This window comes from Psychrilyobacter atlanticus DSM 19335 (assembly GCF_000426625.1).
Taxonomy (GTDB): Bacteria; Fusobacteriota; Fusobacteriia; order Fusobacteriales; family Fusobacteriaceae; genus Psychrilyobacter; species Psychrilyobacter atlanticus.
Genome location: NZ_KE384547.1, coordinates 713433 through 729516 on the forward strand (window position 1 = coordinate 713433; position 16084 = coordinate 729516).

Genomic DNA, 16084 nt, shown 5'->3' on the forward strand with positions numbered 1-16084 from the left:
AATGGTGTTTGATACTTAAAAAAATATAAGAGTTATAACAAATAGATAAAAACCTTCAACATTAAAGATTATTAATTTTTAATGTTGAAGGTTTTTTATTTACTGTTTTTTATTATTTATGCTGAATACATATCAGAACATTAATTCTCTTTTAATGTTCGTAAAAATAGTAGCTATTGACTATTAATAATTACTAAACTACACTGATACCAGGATAAACAGAAACATTTTCAACCAGAAAAAATTTAAAAGGAACGTTAAGAAAACAAATTTGAAATTATTTTAGGAGGAAAAGAACATGAATAAAAAATTATTATTACTAGCAGGAATCCTAGCTTTAGGAGCTACAACATTTGCAGCACATACACCAGTAGAAGGAGAAACTCCAACTTTATCAGCAGGAAAAGCTGCAGAAGTTATCTCGATTACGGATTCAAGTGCAATTCAAGGGTTACTAGCTACTAGACAAACTGGAGAAGCTGGATTCAGTGGTTCATATGCTGGTGAAGTAAAAGTAAGATCTTGGATGGGAGCTGGAAGATCTGCAAAAAGTTCTGATGGTAACTATGCAAAATCACCTAACAAGATAGAGTGGACAGTGGCAAAAGGTAAATTAAACATGGGGAAATTAGGATTTACCTATGATGTAGATAGAGATTATAACTTTAATAAGAACTGGGATAAAACAAGCGAAGGTTGGGATACTGCTTTTGGATTTGATTATCAAGGTGGAACATTTGATATGATGGGTAAAGAGTGGACATTCGTACCAAGTGTGGCATTTGGTTATGACACTAAGGAAAACTTTACTTCTAAAGCATCAACAATAAATGATTCGACTGGTAAAGCTATAGATACTACAGATCGTGAAACAAAGAGAAGATGGGATTTCAATCCAAAGATTTCAACTACATATTATGGATTTGCTATGGATATCAGTCCTATCGTAGCCTATGATGATGTAAGTGAAACTGTAGCGTTTGAGTTAGACATATCTAACTACAGAGCTTTGGGAACTGAAGGTTTATGGTCAATGTATGGAGATGTCTATTTAGATTTCGCAGGAACTAAGAAGAATGGTTCTTATGCTAACTCTATATTCAATGGGAATATTGATGAAGACAATAAATTTGCATTATCAATTGAGCAATATGTAGCTTATGAAAGAGAAATTGCAGCTAATACATACTTCATTACTGAATTTGGATTAGAAGCTTATTCATTATTACAAAGTGAAGCAAATGATGTAGCTTTATATGCTGCACCAGAAGTTCAATATAGAGCTAAATTAGGATCTGTTAATGTGACTCCATATGCAAAATATGTTACTTATTCATCAACAGGTGGATATGAAGGGTCAGTTTATAAAGAAGAAGTATCTGCAGGAGTTAAGTTCAGTACATCATTCTAATAAAATATTAGATATATTTATATAATATAGTAAAAGGGATTGAGTAATCAATCCCTTTTTAGTGAAGTTTTTGACCCTGTAAATCTCCTAATCTACATTAATTTTTTTAATAATTGTAGCTACAAAGGAGGTTATATCATGAAAGTATTTAAATATTTAATAATATTATTGATGTCGGTAATTTTTATCGGATGCAGTAACTTTCAGCCTGCTAAAAAAGTTGTTTCTGTAGAATATAAAGAGAATAATAAAATTATGGTTACCACCTATGAAGATGGCTCTACCAAGGTTGAAAATATTGACTTTTTAAGATATCAAAGAGAACAGGAAAAACGGAGAGATGACAGAAGAGATAGAGAAAGATAGTTGTTCAGGGTTGAAAACTTCATTAAAGAGTAAAAAAAGATCTGAGAAAAACTCTCAGATCTTTTTAATATTTAATTTATAATTAAACAATATAGTCAAATTCTACATTTTCAATTCTTACTGTATCCCATTCTTCGATTCCAGCTTTGATTAATTGATTTTCTAATCCTAAGTTTTTAAGAACATGTACGAAACTTACTATAGCTTCATCGTCATTAAAGACATAGGTATTAAGTACATTTTCAACAATCTTACCAGTAACGACGAAGGTACCTTCTTCATCTATTTCTACATGCCAGTCAGGTTTCTCGTCTTCGATAGCTTTTAGGATATCTAATACGTCTGTTTCTTCTTCTAAATCTTCTCTAGGAATTTCTTCTAATAACGACCAAGTTTTGTTTACAACTTCTTTTAGTCCGTCATTAAGAATTACAGATATAGGGAATACTTCGATCCCTTTCGCAGCCATATGTATTTTGAAGTTTTCATAGCTTTCCATATCATATAAAAGGTCCATCTTGTTAGCTAAAACTATTTGCTTTTTACCTGCAAGTCTTTTACTGAATTTTTCTAATTCGTTATTGATCTTTCCAAAATCTTCTTCAGGAGTTCTACCTTCCATACCAGATACATCTACTACATGGTAGATCATCTTACATCTTTCGATATGCTTTAGGAACTTGTCTCCTAGTCCTACACCTTCATGGGCTCCTTCGATAAGTCCAGGAATGTCAGCCATTAAGAATGATCTATTGTCTCCTACTCTTACAACACCTAATTTAGGAGCTAGAGTAGTAAAGTGATAGTTTGCAACTTTTGATTTAGCAGCGGAAACTTTATTGATGAAGCTTGATTTACCTACACTTGGGTATCCAACTAAGGCTACGTCAGCTAATAATTTTAATTCTAATCTTACTCTAAGTTCCTTACCTTTACGACCTTTTCCAGCCATTTTAGGAGCTCTTCTTACTGCATTTTTAAAGTGGATGTTTCCTCCTCCACCTTTTCCACCACAAAATAAAACTCTTTCTTCACCGTTTTCATTTAGGTCAAGTAATAAAGCTCCACTTTCAAAGTCTCTTACCATGGTACCTACAGGTACTCTGATGATTAAGTCAGCTCCTGTTTTACCATGCATTCTTTTTTTAGCACCATTGGTACCACTCTCTGCAACAAATGCTCTCTTATATCTGAAATCTACTAAGGTGTTGATGTTGTTATCGGCTACGAATACGATACTTCCACCGTTTCCACCGTCTCCACCATCAGGACCACCAAATTGTACATATTTTTCTCTTCTGAATGTTGCTGCACCATCTCCACCTTTACCGGCTTTGACGGTGATTATCGCCTCATCTATAAACATAAATATTTTCCTCCTATTTCTAACTCATTCCTTGTTGTCGTTTGCTCTTTACAAAAGAGTAAACTATAGTTAATACCTACTGTTTTTTATTAGAAATTATAATTTCTAATTTTTTAAAAACTATGTCAATATTGCCTATAACTTCTTCATTTTTAAATCTAATAACTAAAATATTAAGACTTTGCATAAATTCATCTCTAATTTTGTCATATTCTTTATGAGGTTTATTAAAGTGAATTTGACCATCTAACTCGATAACTAACCTTAATCTTGGACAATAAAAATCAACGATATATTCGCCTATTCCATATTGTCTAAAAAATTTAAATCCTTTAAATCGTTTAGCTCTTAAAAATTGCCATAGGATTTTTTCGGTTTTGGTAGAAGTTTTTCTTAATAATTTTCTTCTTATTTTAGTTGTTTTTTTATTTAAAATCTTCATAAAAGCACCTCTAATATATCTATACTATAGGTTGCTCTTTTTTAAAGAGTAACCGCTAAAAGGGGAAGAGTTTATAAATTTTCCTATATAATAAATAAATCCCAGCAAATGCTGGGATTTATCTGAAAAGCTTATACTAAACTTTTTCTTTCAGAGTAGATAGAAACTTGTTTCTTAGTTTTACCTAATCTTTCAAATTTAACATATCCATCAACTAAAGCAAATAAAGTATGATCTTTACCTTGCCCCATGTTAGTTCCAGCATGGAATTTGTTTCCTCTTTGTCTAACAACGATGTTTCCAGCTACTACTTTCTCACCATCATATTTTTTAACACCTAAGTAATTAGGATTAGAGTCTCTTCCGTTCTTTACAGAACCTTGTCCTTTTTTCTTAGCAAATAATTGTATTTCAATTCTAAACATTAATTAGCCTCCTCTTCGAAAATCTTCATATATTTGGGATATTGCTCTTTTAGTTGGTCTAGCATTACTACCATACTTCCTAAGATTGCATTAATTTCCCTTTTGTTTTTAAAAACAATTTGATTATAACTATGAATAGTCATATCCAATTTTTCCAACTTTTCTTCATCTGGATTGATAAGATCTAGCCTTAAAAATCCTGTTTCATTATTAGTTGAATAAGTAGCAGGGATATTTAGATATTCTAAGATACCAGCTGCTCCTTGTTGTAAAATCGCACTGATTGCAGCACACAAGATATCACTACCGTGTTCGCCGTATTCAGCATGATTCCATCCATAAAATTCTACAATTTCTTCATCCTGTCTAATGAGAGTTATCTCTGTCATTATCCTTGGATAGAAGTAATTTTGATTTCAGTGAATAATTGTCTGTGACCTTTTCTTCTATGAGTTGACTTTTTAGGTTTGTATTTGAAGTTAATAACTTTTTTAGCTCTACCTTGTGATAATACTTCTACTAACACTTTTGCGTTTTCTACAACAGGAGTTCCTACTTTCATTTCTCCGTTGTTAGATACTAATAAAACTTCTGTCATTTCAACAGTTTCGTTAACTTCAGCATTTAATTTCTCTACTCTTAATATTTCACCTTCTGCAACTTTGTACTGTTTTCCACCGGTTTTGATTATTGCGTACATTGTAACACCTCCATAAATTTAATCGCCAGGCACAGGTTGCTGATAACCCCACCTACGCGTAACTAGACCATAATATCATATCTATCATAATATGTCAATCGCTTTTTTGACATAGAAGCAAAGTTAAAAAGCTCCTCTAGTGACTTAGGAATCAGTTTAGGGGGATCTATTAAAGTTGTTGAAACAAAAGTTTTAAATGCTGATAAAGTCAGCTAGGAATATAGTGGAATTGATGGATGGATATCTCCCTTTAAAATTGTGAAATAACTATTATAATATGGTATATTATATTAAAAGATAATTAAAGAAATCGGTAATTAATATTGAGAAAATATCAAAAATTATTATTGTTAAGATATACGGTTTTTAATGAATTTTTTTAGTATTTATAAGTGATTAAAAATCCATTAGGGGGGAGAAGATGATTTTAAAGGTTTGTGTAGGGAGTGCCTGTCACATAAAGGGTTCTTATGATGTTATAAAAATAATTACAAAAATTATAGAGGAAGAGGGATTGGGAAAAGAAGTAGAGTTAAAAGCTTGTTTTTGCTTGAATAATTGTACAGAAGGAGTTTCTGTTATTGTAGACGGCGAAGAAAAAATCTATTCATTTTCCAAAGAAAATGCAGAGAAAAAATTTAAAGATATCATAGAGGAGAGAGTATTATGAAAATAATGAATTTTTCAGAAGCAAATTGTAGTAATTGTTATAAATGTGTTCGAACATGCCGGGTAAAAGCCATAAAGATAGAGGATGACCAGGCTCATATAGTTTCAGATCATTGTATTGTCTGCGGACATTGTTTTTCCAGTTGTCCTCAAAATGCCAGGAATATCCATTCAGATCTCGATTATGTGAAAAAAATACTTAGGAGTGAAGAAAAAGTAAATATCTCCATAGCTCCATCTTTTAGGGGGTTTTATGAAAAATCTAATGAATTTATATGGGGATTGAAAAAATTAGGATTTAATCTTATAGAGGAAACAGCAGTAGGGGCTGACATCACCTCAAAATTGTATGAAAAATATATATCAACCAGTGACCAGGGGATCTACATAACTACTTGCTGTCCGTCGGTGGTTCTTCTAATAGAAAAATACTATCCTGCATTGATACCATATCTAATGCCTTTTACATCTCCTATGATCTCCCACGGGTATCTGCTAAAAAAAGAGAATCCAAAGGAAAAAACAGTTTTTTTGGGACCATGTATAGCTAAGAAATGTGAATCATTATCTGAAAAACATATAGGGGCGATAGATGCAGTATTAACCTTTGATGAGGTCTCCCAGTGGTTAAAGGATGAAGGGATAGATTATCAGAATCAAGAATCTATTGAAGTAGACAAGTTTGGAAGTAATTTCGGTAGTAGTTATCCTGTAGTAGGGGGTATCTTAGAAGGTATTAGAGAGAGTATTGAAGAAAAGGGAATGACCCAATTAAGGGTAGATGGATTAGACGAGTGTATCGAACTTTTTGATGAATTATCCAGAGGAACTATCACGGGGACTTGTGTAGAAGTAAGCGTCTGTAAACAAAGTTGTCTTGGAGGTCCTGGAGGGTCAAATGCTTGTTCAACCACTTTTTCCAGAGTACAGACCCTGAAAAAATATTTAAATGAAAATGATAAAAAAGCAGAAAAGAATAAACATATCTGTGAGATAGATTTTAGTGCTACTTTCCATAATAAAAAATTTGAGGAAAAGATGCCTACTGAAGAGGAAATAATAGAAATTTTAGGAACTTTGGAAAAATATAGCAAAGAAGATGAATTGAACTGCGGTGGATGTGGATATGATACCTGTCGTCAAAAAGCTATATCTATATATAGAGGGATGTCTCATAAGGAGATGTGTATTCACTATATGAAAAAATGTGCTGATAAAGTTACCAATGAAATATTTGAAAATTCACCCAATGCTATCCTTATATTAAACAATGAATATGAGATAATAGAAAGTAATATGGCTTTTAGCAGGTATTTTGGAATATCTCCAAAAGAAGTTAAAAAGAGATCTATAGAGGAATTTATATCTAGGGAAAAATTAGATAAGGTATCTTCAGAAGGGGAAAATATTATTTGGAAAAAACAATCATTTCTGAACGGTGAACTTTATATGAGGATGAGTATTATATCTATGAATTCTAAAGAAGGGATATTAATAGTGCTTACTGACATAACCAGTGATGAGCTGAGGAAGGAAGAGATAAGAGGGTTGAAAGAAAAAACTTTTGAGATAACCCAGACAGTGGTGGAAAAACAAATGAGGATAGCTCAGGAAATAGCCAGTTTATTGGGAGAAACAACAGCAGAATCCAAGGTGGCCTTCAATAAATTAAAGGATGTATTCAACAAAGAGGAGAGTCTTTAATGGAATATTATATAGATGCTTCATATAAAAGTATAAATAAATTTGGTGAGGAACTCTGTGGAGATAAGGTGGAAACTGCAAAAACAGAGGATGGTTGTCTATTGGTACTTTCAGACGGCCTTGGAAGCGGGGTTAAGGCAAATATTTTAGCTACTCTGACTTCAAAGATAGCTATTACCATGTTAAAAGGTGGTTCTAGTATAGAGGAAACTTTGGAAACGATAATAAATACCCTCCCTGAGTGTAAGGTGAGAAAACTTGCATACTCTACTTTTACAATTATAAAATTAAATAATAACGGGGATTGCTATATGGTTGAATATGAAAATCCTCCTACATTTTTTTATAGAAATGGCTGTGATGTGTCTATAGATAGAAAGGAAAGGATCATAAAGGGTAAAACAATTTTTGAAAGTCATTTCAAATTTTGTCCCGATGATTTATTGACTGTTGTCAGTGACGGAGCGGTTCATGCCGGGGTAGGAGAGTATCTTAATTTAGGTTGGCAGTGGGAAAATATAAATGATTTTTTGAGGGATATATCCAAGCAAAAATATGCAACCGATATAACTAATAGTTTGTTGGATGTCTGTAAAACTCTATATAACGATAAACCGGGAGATGACACAACAGTTTTATCAATTAAATTTCAGCCTGTGAAATATTTAAATTTATTTACAGGACCTCCTAAAAACATAGAAGATGATGAAAAATTTGTAAAGAGGGTGGAGGAGTGTCAAGGAATTGTAGTTCTCAGTGGGGGGACTACAGCTAATATAATATCCAAAGCTTGGAAAGAAGAGGTTAAGATCGATTTGGATGGCTATGAAAATAATCTACCACCGGTAGGTTATATGAGAGGAGTAGGTTTAGTAACAGAAGGATTGCTGACCCTGAATAAAACTGTAGAATATATAAAAGAATATATCTATGAAGGAAAAGAAGTAACCAGCAACGATGGAGCAGGAATCCTGGGAAGGTTACTTCTATTTGATGCAAGTCACATAAAAATAGTGGCAGGAACAGCTGTTAATCCTGCTCATCAAAATCCAGATTTCCCCATTGATTTTAATATTAAATTAAAAGTGGTTACAGAACTAGAAATAATCTTAAAAGAGTTTGGAAAATCGGTTACCTTGGAGTATGTGTAAAATTGAAAAAAAACTCCTTTCATGATAAAATTGAATCTATTAATCATAGATAGTAATTAAAATGAAAACTTTAATCGTGGATTACTCAGAAAAGTATGATTTAACTAAAAAAAAGATTTTATCTATGCATCTCGGAGAGATCCGAATTCTCATAGATTAAAATTTCTAAAGAGTCCCTCTTTAATACGGGTTCATTTCTTTTTATCTGAAAAAGAAATGAACCAAAGAAAAGCAGACTTTTTCTAAATAATGTTATAGAGTGAGACCATGGGTCCCCGTTTCTTATAGGGGTGCCTGATGGGCATGATGGGTACGACGAAACTCGTAAAAAAGATACTGTGAAGTTAGGTAACATCTAGAAAAAGGCATTAAATTTAAAAGTAATATTTAAATTTGTGTTAAGTAATATCAGGAGGAATAATATAATTATGGATAGAAAAAAGATTTCGGTAGGTGGACAGGCTGTAATAGAAGGGGTTATGATGAAAGGACCTAAAGCGTTAGCTACAGCTGTGAGAAGACCAACAGGGGAAATAGTTTATAAAACAACAAAATTAAAACCATCTATGAATTTTTTGACTAAGATTCCGTTTATCAGGGGAGGAGCTATTCTGTTTGAAACTCTGATTTTGGGAACCAAAGAACTGTCGTTTTCTGCCAATGAGGCAGGAGAAGAGGAGGAAAAATTAGGAGACAAGGAATTGATGATGACTGTAGTAGCGGCTCTGGCTTTAGGAGTGGGGTTATTTATGGTTCTACCTTCGATTTTAAGTAGTTTTATGTTTAAAGATAATAGGATGAATGCAAATATTTTTGAGGGGATACTCAGAATATTATTTTTTCTTGTATATATAAAGGCAATATCTTTTTCTAAGGAGATCAAGAGAGTATTTGAATATCACGGAGCTGAGCATAAATGTATCTATGCCTTTGAAAATGGTGAGGATTTAGTCAAGGAAAGTGCGGTGAAATATACAACTCTACACCCTAGATGTGGGACGAGTTTTTTACTTATAGTGATGTTAATAAGTATAATTGTATTTTCAAGTCTGGATTTTATCATCCCTCAGCCTGATAATATGTGGATGAAGGTTGGATTAAAAGCTGTCTTAAGAATCGTATTTATGCCATTGGTAGCAGGATTAGCCTATGAATTCCAAAGATACAGCAGTAAGCACCTAGAAAATCCATTGTATAAGATGATTGCGGTGCCAGGACTTAGTCTGCAAAAGATAACAACTAAAGAACCAGATTTAGAGCAATTAGAAGTAAGTATGGTAGCCTTGAGGATAGCTTTAGGGATGGAAGTAGATAACGCAACAGAAGTTTTTGAATAACAATTTATATGGGAGGAGGTTGCTGTAAAGGCAATTTCTTCTTTTTTTGCAATTATATAGAAAAAAACTTTTAAAAGTCCGATAAACTTAGTATAATGAAGAGTAAAAAATCATGAAAAATTGAAAAATAAAAGCGAAAGAGAATAAGGAGTTGGAATATAATATGAAAAAGATAGAGGAAGTAATAGTAATAGGGGCAGGGTTAGCAGGAAGTGAAGCTGCATATCAATTGGCTAAAAGAGGGGTAAAAGTAAAATTATATGAAATGAGACCAGTAAAAAATACAGAAGTTCATACTGGAGATAAATTTGGAGAATTAGTTTGTAGTAACTCATTTGGTTCAAATTTATTATCTAATGCATCTGGATTAATGAAGGAAGAACTTCGTATGATGGGATCACTTTTAGTAGAGATAGCGGACAAAACTCGTGTGCCGGCAGGGCAGGCATTGGCAGTAGGTCGTGAAGAATTTGCAGAGATGATAACTGAAAGATTAGAAGCAGAGGAAAATATAGAAATAATCAGAGAGGAATTAACAAAAATTCCAGAGGATAGATATGTAATCATAGCCAGTGGGCCTCTGTCATCGGAAGGAATAACAGACGAGATTTTAAAATTAACAAAGGGAACTAACTTATATTTCTATGATGCCGTGGCTCCTATAGTAACTTTGGAATCTATAGATCAAGATAAAGTTTACTACCAATCTAGATATGATAAGGGAGATGGAGAATACATAAACTGTGGGATGACTGTAGAAGAATATGAGAACTTCTACCATGAACTGATAAATGCTGAAAGATCACCACTTAAAACTTTTGAAGAAGAAAAAGTTTTTGAAGCATGTATGCCAGTGGAAAAAATGGCCAGCAGGGGAGAAAAAACATTATTATTTGGGCCATTAAAACCAAAGGGATTAACAAATCCCCACAAAACAATAAAAGACTATGCAGTAGTTCAGCTGAGACAAGATGATAAAGATGGGAAATTATATAATTTAGTAGGATTTCAAACTAATTTGAAGTGGGGAGAACAAAAAAGAGTATTCCAAATGATTCCAGGGTTAGAAAATGCTGATTTCATAAGGTATGGTGTGATGCATAGAAACACATTTATAGATTCTACAAAATTATTAAATAAAGGTTTGAATTTAAAAACTAATGAAAAAATCTTCTTTGCTGGACAAATAACAGGAGGGGAGGGGTATGTAGCAGCTATGGCAACAGGGATGATGTCAGCTATAAACTTATATCACCATATGTTAGGAGAAGAGGAATTTGTATTGGAAGATCTGACTTCTACAGGGTCGATAATTAACTATATCACAGAGGAAGGAAAGAAAGAATTTCAACCTATGGGACCAAATTTTGGAATTGTAAGAGCATTGGAAGGTCCAAGAGTAAGGGATAAGAGGGATAGAAATACAGCCCTAGGAGAAAGATCGGTAGAGTATATGAAGGAAAAGATAAAGGAAATAAAATACTAAAATAAAAAAGCTAGTCACGAATTACACAAATGTACACGAAGATAGGTTAGGGGATAAAAAATCAAGAAAAAATAAAAACAATTGGACACAGAGATACACAGAAGAAAAAAGAGAGAATACACAGAGAAAGAATAAGATTTTTGGTTAGCGAAAATTAGCGTCATTAGCGGTAAAAAAGGTTTGAAAAATCTGAGTAAGTCTGCGTAATCTGCGACAAAGATTATAAGGTTCTAATCTTTGTCAAAAAAATAAAAAACTCCTGTGCTGTAGCAGTAAAGGGTATTCTTCGTGTAATTCGTGACAAAAAAAGGTTTTTATGGAGAGGTTTAGAAAAAGGTCAAAAGGGGGTGTTGTAATTTTGGAAAAATTGATAAAAGAATTTATCTACTATGAACAGTTTGGGCAGCAAAAAAGTGAAAATACCATAAAATCCTATAAGAAAGATTTAGAACAGTTTATAGAATTTATTGTAGGGCATGAACTCCTTGAAAATATAGGTGAAGTAGAGGAGCTGAATTTAAGAGGTTTTATACTCTATTTAGGATCTATCAATATAACTAAGAGATCAATAAGCAGAAAGTTATCTACTTTAAGAACTTTTTTTAAATATTTAAAAGAAAATAAAGTTATAGATAAAAACCCGATAATACTTTTGAATAATCCATCCTTTATAAATAAATTCCCGACTCTTTTAAAAAAAGATGAATTGGAAAAATTGAGATCGGTTATTGATACTACTAAAACTAATGGAATCAGAGACAGGCTTATTATAGAATTACTTTATTCTAGTGGGATAAGAGCAGGGGAACTGCTGTCATTGGGAGAAAATATAGTGGATCTGGAAGAACGAGAGATAAAGATAGTGGGAAACAGCAGTCGGACTGTATTTTTTAGCCAAACAGCAGAGAAGTATTTAAAAGATTATTTAATTGCTAAAAAAGAGAAATATGGTGATAAATATAACCCTGATATTATCTTCGTGAATGGAAGTGGAACAAGGTTAAGTGACAGGTCTCTCCGTAGGATAATAGACAGGTACGCCAAAAAAGCAGGGTTAGAAAAAGAGATAAGTCCCCATACATTTAGGCATACATTTGGAGTGTATCTCCTGGAAAAAGGGATGAATATTCATTTTTTACAGGAACTTATGGGACATATCAGCCCGGAGAGTACAAGGATATATGAGGAGCATATGATAGTAGTTCGAAGGGGAATTAATAATTAATATATATAGTCAGTGAAAGAAACTCCTAAAGAGTCCCTCTTTAATACGGCTCTGTTTCTTTTTATCTGAAAAAGAAATAGAGGAAAGAAAAGCAGAAATTTTGAAAATGGCTTTTAAGTAGAGATAGAATAGCTACGAGCTTTCGAGTTACAGTCCTCACTTTGTTGCGTACTCGCAAGGGGCATCCCCAAGACTTCTAGAGATTATTACATAATCTAAGAATCTTGAGAAAACTTAATTTGTATATCGCTCTTAGTAGAATATTTATTGTAAAAGTAATGTCACCTTCAAAATTAAAAAAAGTAGGACGACTATAAACTTCGAAATTTAAAGTCAAAAGAAAAATTAGAGTTTAGTTTGTGTCAAAAGTGGAAGATGTTAATCAAGAATAAAGTATTATCCGTGTAAATTAAAGAATTTTCTGTGTATCTCGTGAGAGATTCGCGTTCTATAGATTGGTGGTAAAGAGAAAAGGTTCTCTTAGTGAACTCTTTATCTCTTTTCTTAGTGATGAAAAGGTAAAATGAAAAAATATTTTGGAAGGAGGAGTTTAATTGAAATTTAGAGCAACTACAATATTAGCGGTAAAAGACGGAGATAAAGTAGCCATTGCCGGAGACGGACAGGTAACCTTTGGAGATACCGTATTTAAAAATAAAGCGAAAAAAATAAGAAAATTTTATAATGATTCAATATTAGCAGGATTTGCAGGAGCCGCAGCAGATGCTTTTGCATTATTCGATAAATTTGAAAATAAATTGGATGAATACGGTGGAAATTTAAAAAAAGCTTCAGTAGAATTGGCCAAGGAGTGGAGGTCAGATAAGGCTTTACGTGAATTGGATGCAATGCTGATAGTAGCAGATAAAAAAAATCTTCTGATTTTATCGGGAACAGGAGATGTATTGGAAACAGATGATAATATTGCAGCTATTGGTTCTGGAGGAACCTATGCTTATTCAGCAGCCAAAGCATTGAAAAGGCACACACAACTAGAACCTCATGAAATAGTCTGTGAAAGTCTTCAAATAGCAGGGGAGATATGTATCTATACTAATACAAATATAAGTGTGGAAAAATTATATTAAAAAAATTACCCTTATCCGCCCTATGGGCACCTTCTCCCTTGACATCGTAAAAATCATATTTACTAAATATAATTTTTTCGTACTCGTCAATCGGGCGAAGGGGATGTTGCTTTGGTTTCTCCCTATGAGGGGGAAAACTCAAAGGAAGGGGGAGAACTATGTTAATTTATATAAAGTTTTAAAAGGAGTGAGACAGTGAGTTTTATAGTAGCAGTAGATGGTCCGGCGGGTTCTGGAAAGAGTACAATATCAAAGATGGTAGCAGAAAAATATAGATTAACTTATTTAGATACAGGGGCTATGTATAGAATGATAGCTTTTACATCTATAAGGGATGGAGTAGATCTAGATGATATAGCAGAGGTAGTAAACTTATTGGATAAAGTAAATATCGATATGAAAGATGGTAAGTTTTATGTGGACGGACATGATGTGAGTTTAGAAATAAGAACTCCAGAGGTCACTGCAATAGTATCTAAAGTAGCTGCTATAAGAGAGGTAAGGGTAAAATTAGTAGATCTTCAAAGAAAAATATCAGAAGGAAAGGATGTTATCTTAGATGGAAGAGACATAGGGACTGTGGTATTTACAAATGCAGATCTTAAAATATTTTTAGTGGCATCACCAGAGGAAAGAGCCAAGAGAAGAGTTTTGGATTTTAAAAACAAAGGAATAGATGAAAATTTTGAAGACGTTTTAAGTGAGATCATTAGACGGGATGAATTTGATTCTAATAGAAAGGAAAGTCCATTAAAGAAAGCTGAAGATGCTGTAGAGATAGATACAAGCTTTATGAATATAGATGAAGTGGTAGGAGCTATATCGGAATTGGTAGAAAAGAAAAAATAATTGACAATGGAAAAATGAAAACAAGAGAAGAGATAAAAAAACTAGTCACGAATTACACGAAGAAACATTAGTTGAAAGTAGCTAGTTGAAAATTAAAAGATTTAGTCGCAGATTACGCAGAGAGAAGCAGATTAAAAATAATAAAAGATCTTGGACACGGAGATACACAGAGGGAAAAGAGAGTTACACGGAGGAAACAAGAATTTCTTAGTGATCTCTTTAGATACTTTGGTGATAGCCCTAGCGACTACTTGGTGAGCTTCGTGTAAGGTATTTAATCTTAAAAATTTGTATAATCGGTATCAAAGAGAAAGTTCTAAAGAGTCCCTCTTTAATACGGGTTCATTTCAGATATGCGAATATTTTATTTTTCTCTAATAACATTAGAAAAAAATAAAAATGCAGCAAAAGAAACAGAGGAAAAAAATTAACACTTCCTCGTTAGGCTTCCCTTAAGTGGGAAGCAGAAGCTATAACCATTTGATGTTATAGCGGTAAGTCAAAGGTAATATCCGTCTTTTTTCAGCTACAGTCCTCATTTCACTGTGGAACTTATCCTGTTGTACGACTGAGTAAAATATATACTGAGAAGTAGAGTAACATCTAGAAAAAGGAATAACTTCAAAATTAAACAAGATTATAACCAAGAAAAACTAAGACTTCAGTGCTGCAGCAAGAGAGTATATTCTTCGTGTAATTCGTGACAAAAAGAAGGTTTTATTAAAAGATTATCTGTTATTTCTTAGTGAGCTTTGTGTAAGGGGTTTAAAGATCTATAGAATCTGTGTTAATCAGAATTAGATTTGTGTAATCTGCGTCAAAAGAGAAAGAAATTGATTTGTGGAGGGGTGAGTGGGATAAATAAAAAGATTGTATATGGAATAGGAATAATATCTATCCTGATAATAGCTGTATTATTTAAATGGCATAGCGGGAATAAGTATGAAAAACAGATAAAGTTACAGGAAGATATGGCTTTAGAAAAAATAATAAAGGAAGTGAATGATTATTCTATTATAAGTGGAAAATCTATTGAAGAGGATGGAATAAAATATACATTCGATCTGAAAAAAGGAGTAAACTTAGACATAGAGAGCGGTGCCTTACAGATGAAGGAAGTTTCAAAAGGGGATCAAAAGGAGATCATTTATAGTGATTCTAAGGGAAATGAAAAATTGATCCTGGAGATAAATTATTTTACTCCTCCTAAATTAGCCATATTAATAGATGATGTAGGGATGAATACAAAGACTACAACTTATTTTAAAAAAATAGATAAGCCTTTGAGTTTTGCGACTATCCCATATCTGCCTAAGACCAACCAGGCAACTAAAATATTAAAGGATGCAGGATTTGAAGTTATCCTGCATATGCCTATGGAAGGGTCCAATGACATTTTGAATAGAAGGACTGTGGGACTTATAAAACCATCTATGACTGAAAAAGAAATCTATGATAAATTTGATGGTGCAATAGAGAATCTAGGAGCAGTGAAGGGATTTAATAATCATATGGGATCTAGGTTTACAAATGACCCGGAAAAAATGAGATCACTTTTGTCATATGTAAAGAAGAAAGAGATGTTTTTTATAGATTCTAATACCAACAGCAAGAGAGAGGGGTATAAGATAGCTAAGGAATTGGATATTCCTACTTACTATACATCTTATTTTATAGATAATTCCCATAAGAAGGAAGACATTATGGAAGCTATAAAGGTATCTGTAAGATTAGCAGTGGAAAGAGATAAAGTATTAGTGATTGGTCACTATAGAAAGGAAACGGCAGAAGCTATATATGAAATGTTGGATTATATAGAAGATGAAGGTGTAGAATTAGTGTCGATCAGTGAAGTATTAGAATAA

At 32.9% G+C, this 16084-nt stretch carries 16 protein-coding genes; 11 read left to right on the forward strand and 5 right to left on the reverse strand.

Features of this window, described 5'->3' with window-relative positions:
- Window positions 1-298: 298 nt before the first annotated feature.
- Together K337_RS0103870 and K337_RS0103875 are read left to right on the forward strand one after the other, a co-directional pair.
- A complete protein-coding gene (locus K337_RS0103870) occupies window positions 299-1411 on the forward strand; it encodes a hypothetical protein (RefSeq protein ID WP_028855433.1) in 1113 nt (370 codons plus the stop codon).
- A gap of 138 nt (window positions 1412-1549) precedes the next feature.
- Window positions 1550-1777, forward strand: coding sequence for a hypothetical protein (locus tag K337_RS0103875; RefSeq protein WP_028855434.1), 228 nt, complete (start codon window positions 1550-1552; stop codon window positions 1775-1777).
- Window positions 1778-1859: 82 nt separating this feature from the next.
- Here K337_RS0103875 and obgE read toward each other — a convergent pair whose 3' ends face one another.
- The 5 genes from obgE to rplU all read right to left on the reverse strand — a co-directional run bounded on the left by obgE (window position 1860) and on the right by rplU (window position 4710).
- Window positions 1860-3143 (reverse strand): GTPase ObgE, encoded by a 1284-nt coding sequence (gene obgE / locus K337_RS0103880; RefSeq protein WP_028855435.1) that lies wholly within the window; start codon window positions 3141-3143, stop codon window positions 1860-1862.
- 76 nt (window positions 3144-3219) lie between these two features.
- Window positions 3220-3585, reverse strand: coding sequence for an endonuclease domain-containing protein (locus K337_RS0103885; RefSeq protein WP_028855436.1), 366 nt, complete (start codon window positions 3583-3585; stop codon window positions 3220-3222).
- Between the two features lie 131 nt (window positions 3586-3716).
- Window positions 3717-4010, reverse strand: coding sequence for a 50S ribosomal protein L27 (rpmA, locus tag K337_RS0103890; RefSeq protein WP_028855437.1), 294 nt, complete (start codon window positions 4008-4010; stop codon window positions 3717-3719).
- The gene (locus K337_RS0103895; RefSeq protein ID WP_028855438.1) at window positions 4010-4399 is read right to left on the reverse strand and encodes a ribosomal-processing cysteine protease Prp; all 390 of its coding nucleotides are present in this window, start codon (window positions 4397-4399) and stop codon (window positions 4010-4012) included. Before K337_RS0103895 ends, rpmA begins: the two co-directional genes overlap by 1 nt.
- Window positions 4399-4710: a 50S ribosomal protein L21 gene (gene rplU / locus K337_RS0103900; protein WP_028855439.1), complete on the reverse strand. Its 312-nt coding sequence runs from the start codon at window positions 4708-4710 to the stop codon at window positions 4399-4401. The genes K337_RS0103895 and rplU overlap by 1 nt, the downstream gene beginning before the upstream one ends.
- Window positions 4711-5131: 421 nt before the next feature.
- Here rplU and K337_RS0103905 point away from each other — a divergent pair, with 421 nt between their 5' ends.
- From K337_RS0103905 to K337_RS0103950, 9 genes are all read left to right on the forward strand, one after another.
- Window positions 5132-5380, forward strand: coding sequence for a (2Fe-2S) ferredoxin domain-containing protein (locus K337_RS0103905; protein WP_028855440.1), 249 nt, complete (start codon window positions 5132-5134; stop codon window positions 5378-5380).
- On the forward strand, window positions 5377-7083 hold the full coding sequence (locus tag K337_RS0103910) for a [Fe-Fe] hydrogenase large subunit C-terminal domain-containing protein (RefSeq protein ID WP_028855441.1): 1707 nt from the start codon (window positions 5377-5379) through the stop codon (window positions 7081-7083). The genes K337_RS0103905 and K337_RS0103910 overlap by 4 nt, the downstream gene beginning before the upstream one ends.
- A complete protein-coding gene (locus K337_RS0103915; protein ID WP_028855442.1) occupies window positions 7083-8234 on the forward strand; it encodes a SpoIIE family protein phosphatase in 1152 nt (383 codons plus the stop codon). The genes K337_RS0103910 and K337_RS0103915 overlap by 1 nt, the downstream gene beginning before the upstream one ends.
- Before the next feature lie 428 nt (window positions 8235-8662).
- On the forward strand, window positions 8663-9571 hold the full coding sequence (locus tag K337_RS0103920) for a DUF1385 domain-containing protein (RefSeq protein ID WP_084140778.1): 909 nt from the start codon (window positions 8663-8665) through the stop codon (window positions 9569-9571).
- Window positions 9572-9734: 163 nt separating this feature from the next.
- Complete coding sequence (gene trmFO / locus K337_RS0103925; RefSeq protein ID WP_028855444.1) at window positions 9735-11057, forward strand: methylenetetrahydrofolate--tRNA-(uracil(54)-C(5))-methyltransferase (FADH(2)-oxidizing) TrmFO; 1323 nt, start codon at window positions 9735-9737, stop codon at window positions 11055-11057.
- Between the two features lie 358 nt (window positions 11058-11415).
- The gene (locus K337_RS0103930) at window positions 11416-12282 is read left to right on the forward strand and encodes a tyrosine-type recombinase/integrase (protein WP_028855445.1); all 867 of its coding nucleotides are present in this window, start codon (window positions 11416-11418) and stop codon (window positions 12280-12282) included.
- A 554-nt stretch (window positions 12283-12836) separates the two neighbouring features.
- Complete coding sequence (hslV, locus tag K337_RS0103935) at window positions 12837-13370, forward strand: ATP-dependent protease subunit HslV (protein ID WP_028855446.1); 534 nt, start codon at window positions 12837-12839, stop codon at window positions 13368-13370.
- A 255-nt stretch (window positions 13371-13625) separates the two neighbouring features.
- Window positions 13626-14219, forward strand: coding sequence for a (d)CMP kinase (gene cmk, locus K337_RS0103945; RefSeq protein WP_245584890.1), 594 nt, complete (start codon window positions 13626-13628; stop codon window positions 14217-14219).
- 848 nt (window positions 14220-15067) lie between these two features.
- Complete coding sequence (locus K337_RS0103950) at window positions 15068-16084, forward strand: divergent polysaccharide deacetylase family protein (RefSeq protein WP_156877306.1); 1017 nt, start codon at window positions 15068-15070, stop codon at window positions 16082-16084.

Excerpts from the sequence above, each read along its gene's own strand:
- K337_RS0103870 (WP_028855433.1), top strand. The coding sequence starts at position 299 with ATGAATAAAAAATTATTATTACTAGCAGGAATCCTAGCTTTAGGAGCT.
- K337_RS0103875 (WP_028855434.1), top strand. The coding sequence starts at position 1,550 with ATGAAAGTATTTAAATATTTAATAATATTATTGATGTCGGTAATTTTT.
- obgE (WP_028855435.1), bottom strand. The coding sequence starts at position 3,143 with ATGTTTATAGATGAGGCGATAATCACCGTCAAAGCCGGTAAAGGTGGA.
- K337_RS0103885 (WP_028855436.1), bottom strand. The coding sequence starts at position 3,585 with ATGAAGATTTTAAATAAAAAAACAACTAAAATAAGAAGAAAATTATTA.
- rpmA (WP_028855437.1), bottom strand. The coding sequence starts at position 4,010 with ATGTTTAGAATTGAAATACAATTATTTGCTAAGAAAAAAGGACAAGGT.
- K337_RS0103895 (WP_028855438.1), bottom strand. The coding sequence starts at position 4,399 with ATGACAGAGATAACTCTCATTAGACAGGATGAAGAAATTGTAGAATTT.
- rplU (WP_028855439.1), bottom strand. The coding sequence starts at position 4,710 with ATGTACGCAATAATCAAAACCGGTGGAAAACAGTACAAAGTTGCAGAA.
- K337_RS0103905 (WP_028855440.1), top strand. The coding sequence starts at position 5,132 with ATGATTTTAAAGGTTTGTGTAGGGAGTGCCTGTCACATAAAGGGTTCT.
- K337_RS0103910 (WP_028855441.1), top strand. The coding sequence starts at position 5,377 with ATGAAAATAATGAATTTTTCAGAAGCAAATTGTAGTAATTGTTATAAA.
- K337_RS0103915 (WP_028855442.1), top strand. The coding sequence starts at position 7,083 with ATGGAATATTATATAGATGCTTCATATAAAAGTATAAATAAATTTGGT.
- K337_RS0103920 (WP_084140778.1), top strand. The coding sequence starts at position 8,663 with ATGGATAGAAAAAAGATTTCGGTAGGTGGACAGGCTGTAATAGAAGGG.
- trmFO (WP_028855444.1), top strand. The coding sequence starts at position 9,735 with ATGAAAAAGATAGAGGAAGTAATAGTAATAGGGGCAGGGTTAGCAGGA.
- cmk (WP_245584890.1), top strand. The coding sequence starts at position 13,626 with ATGGTAGCAGAAAAATATAGATTAACTTATTTAGATACAGGGGCTATG.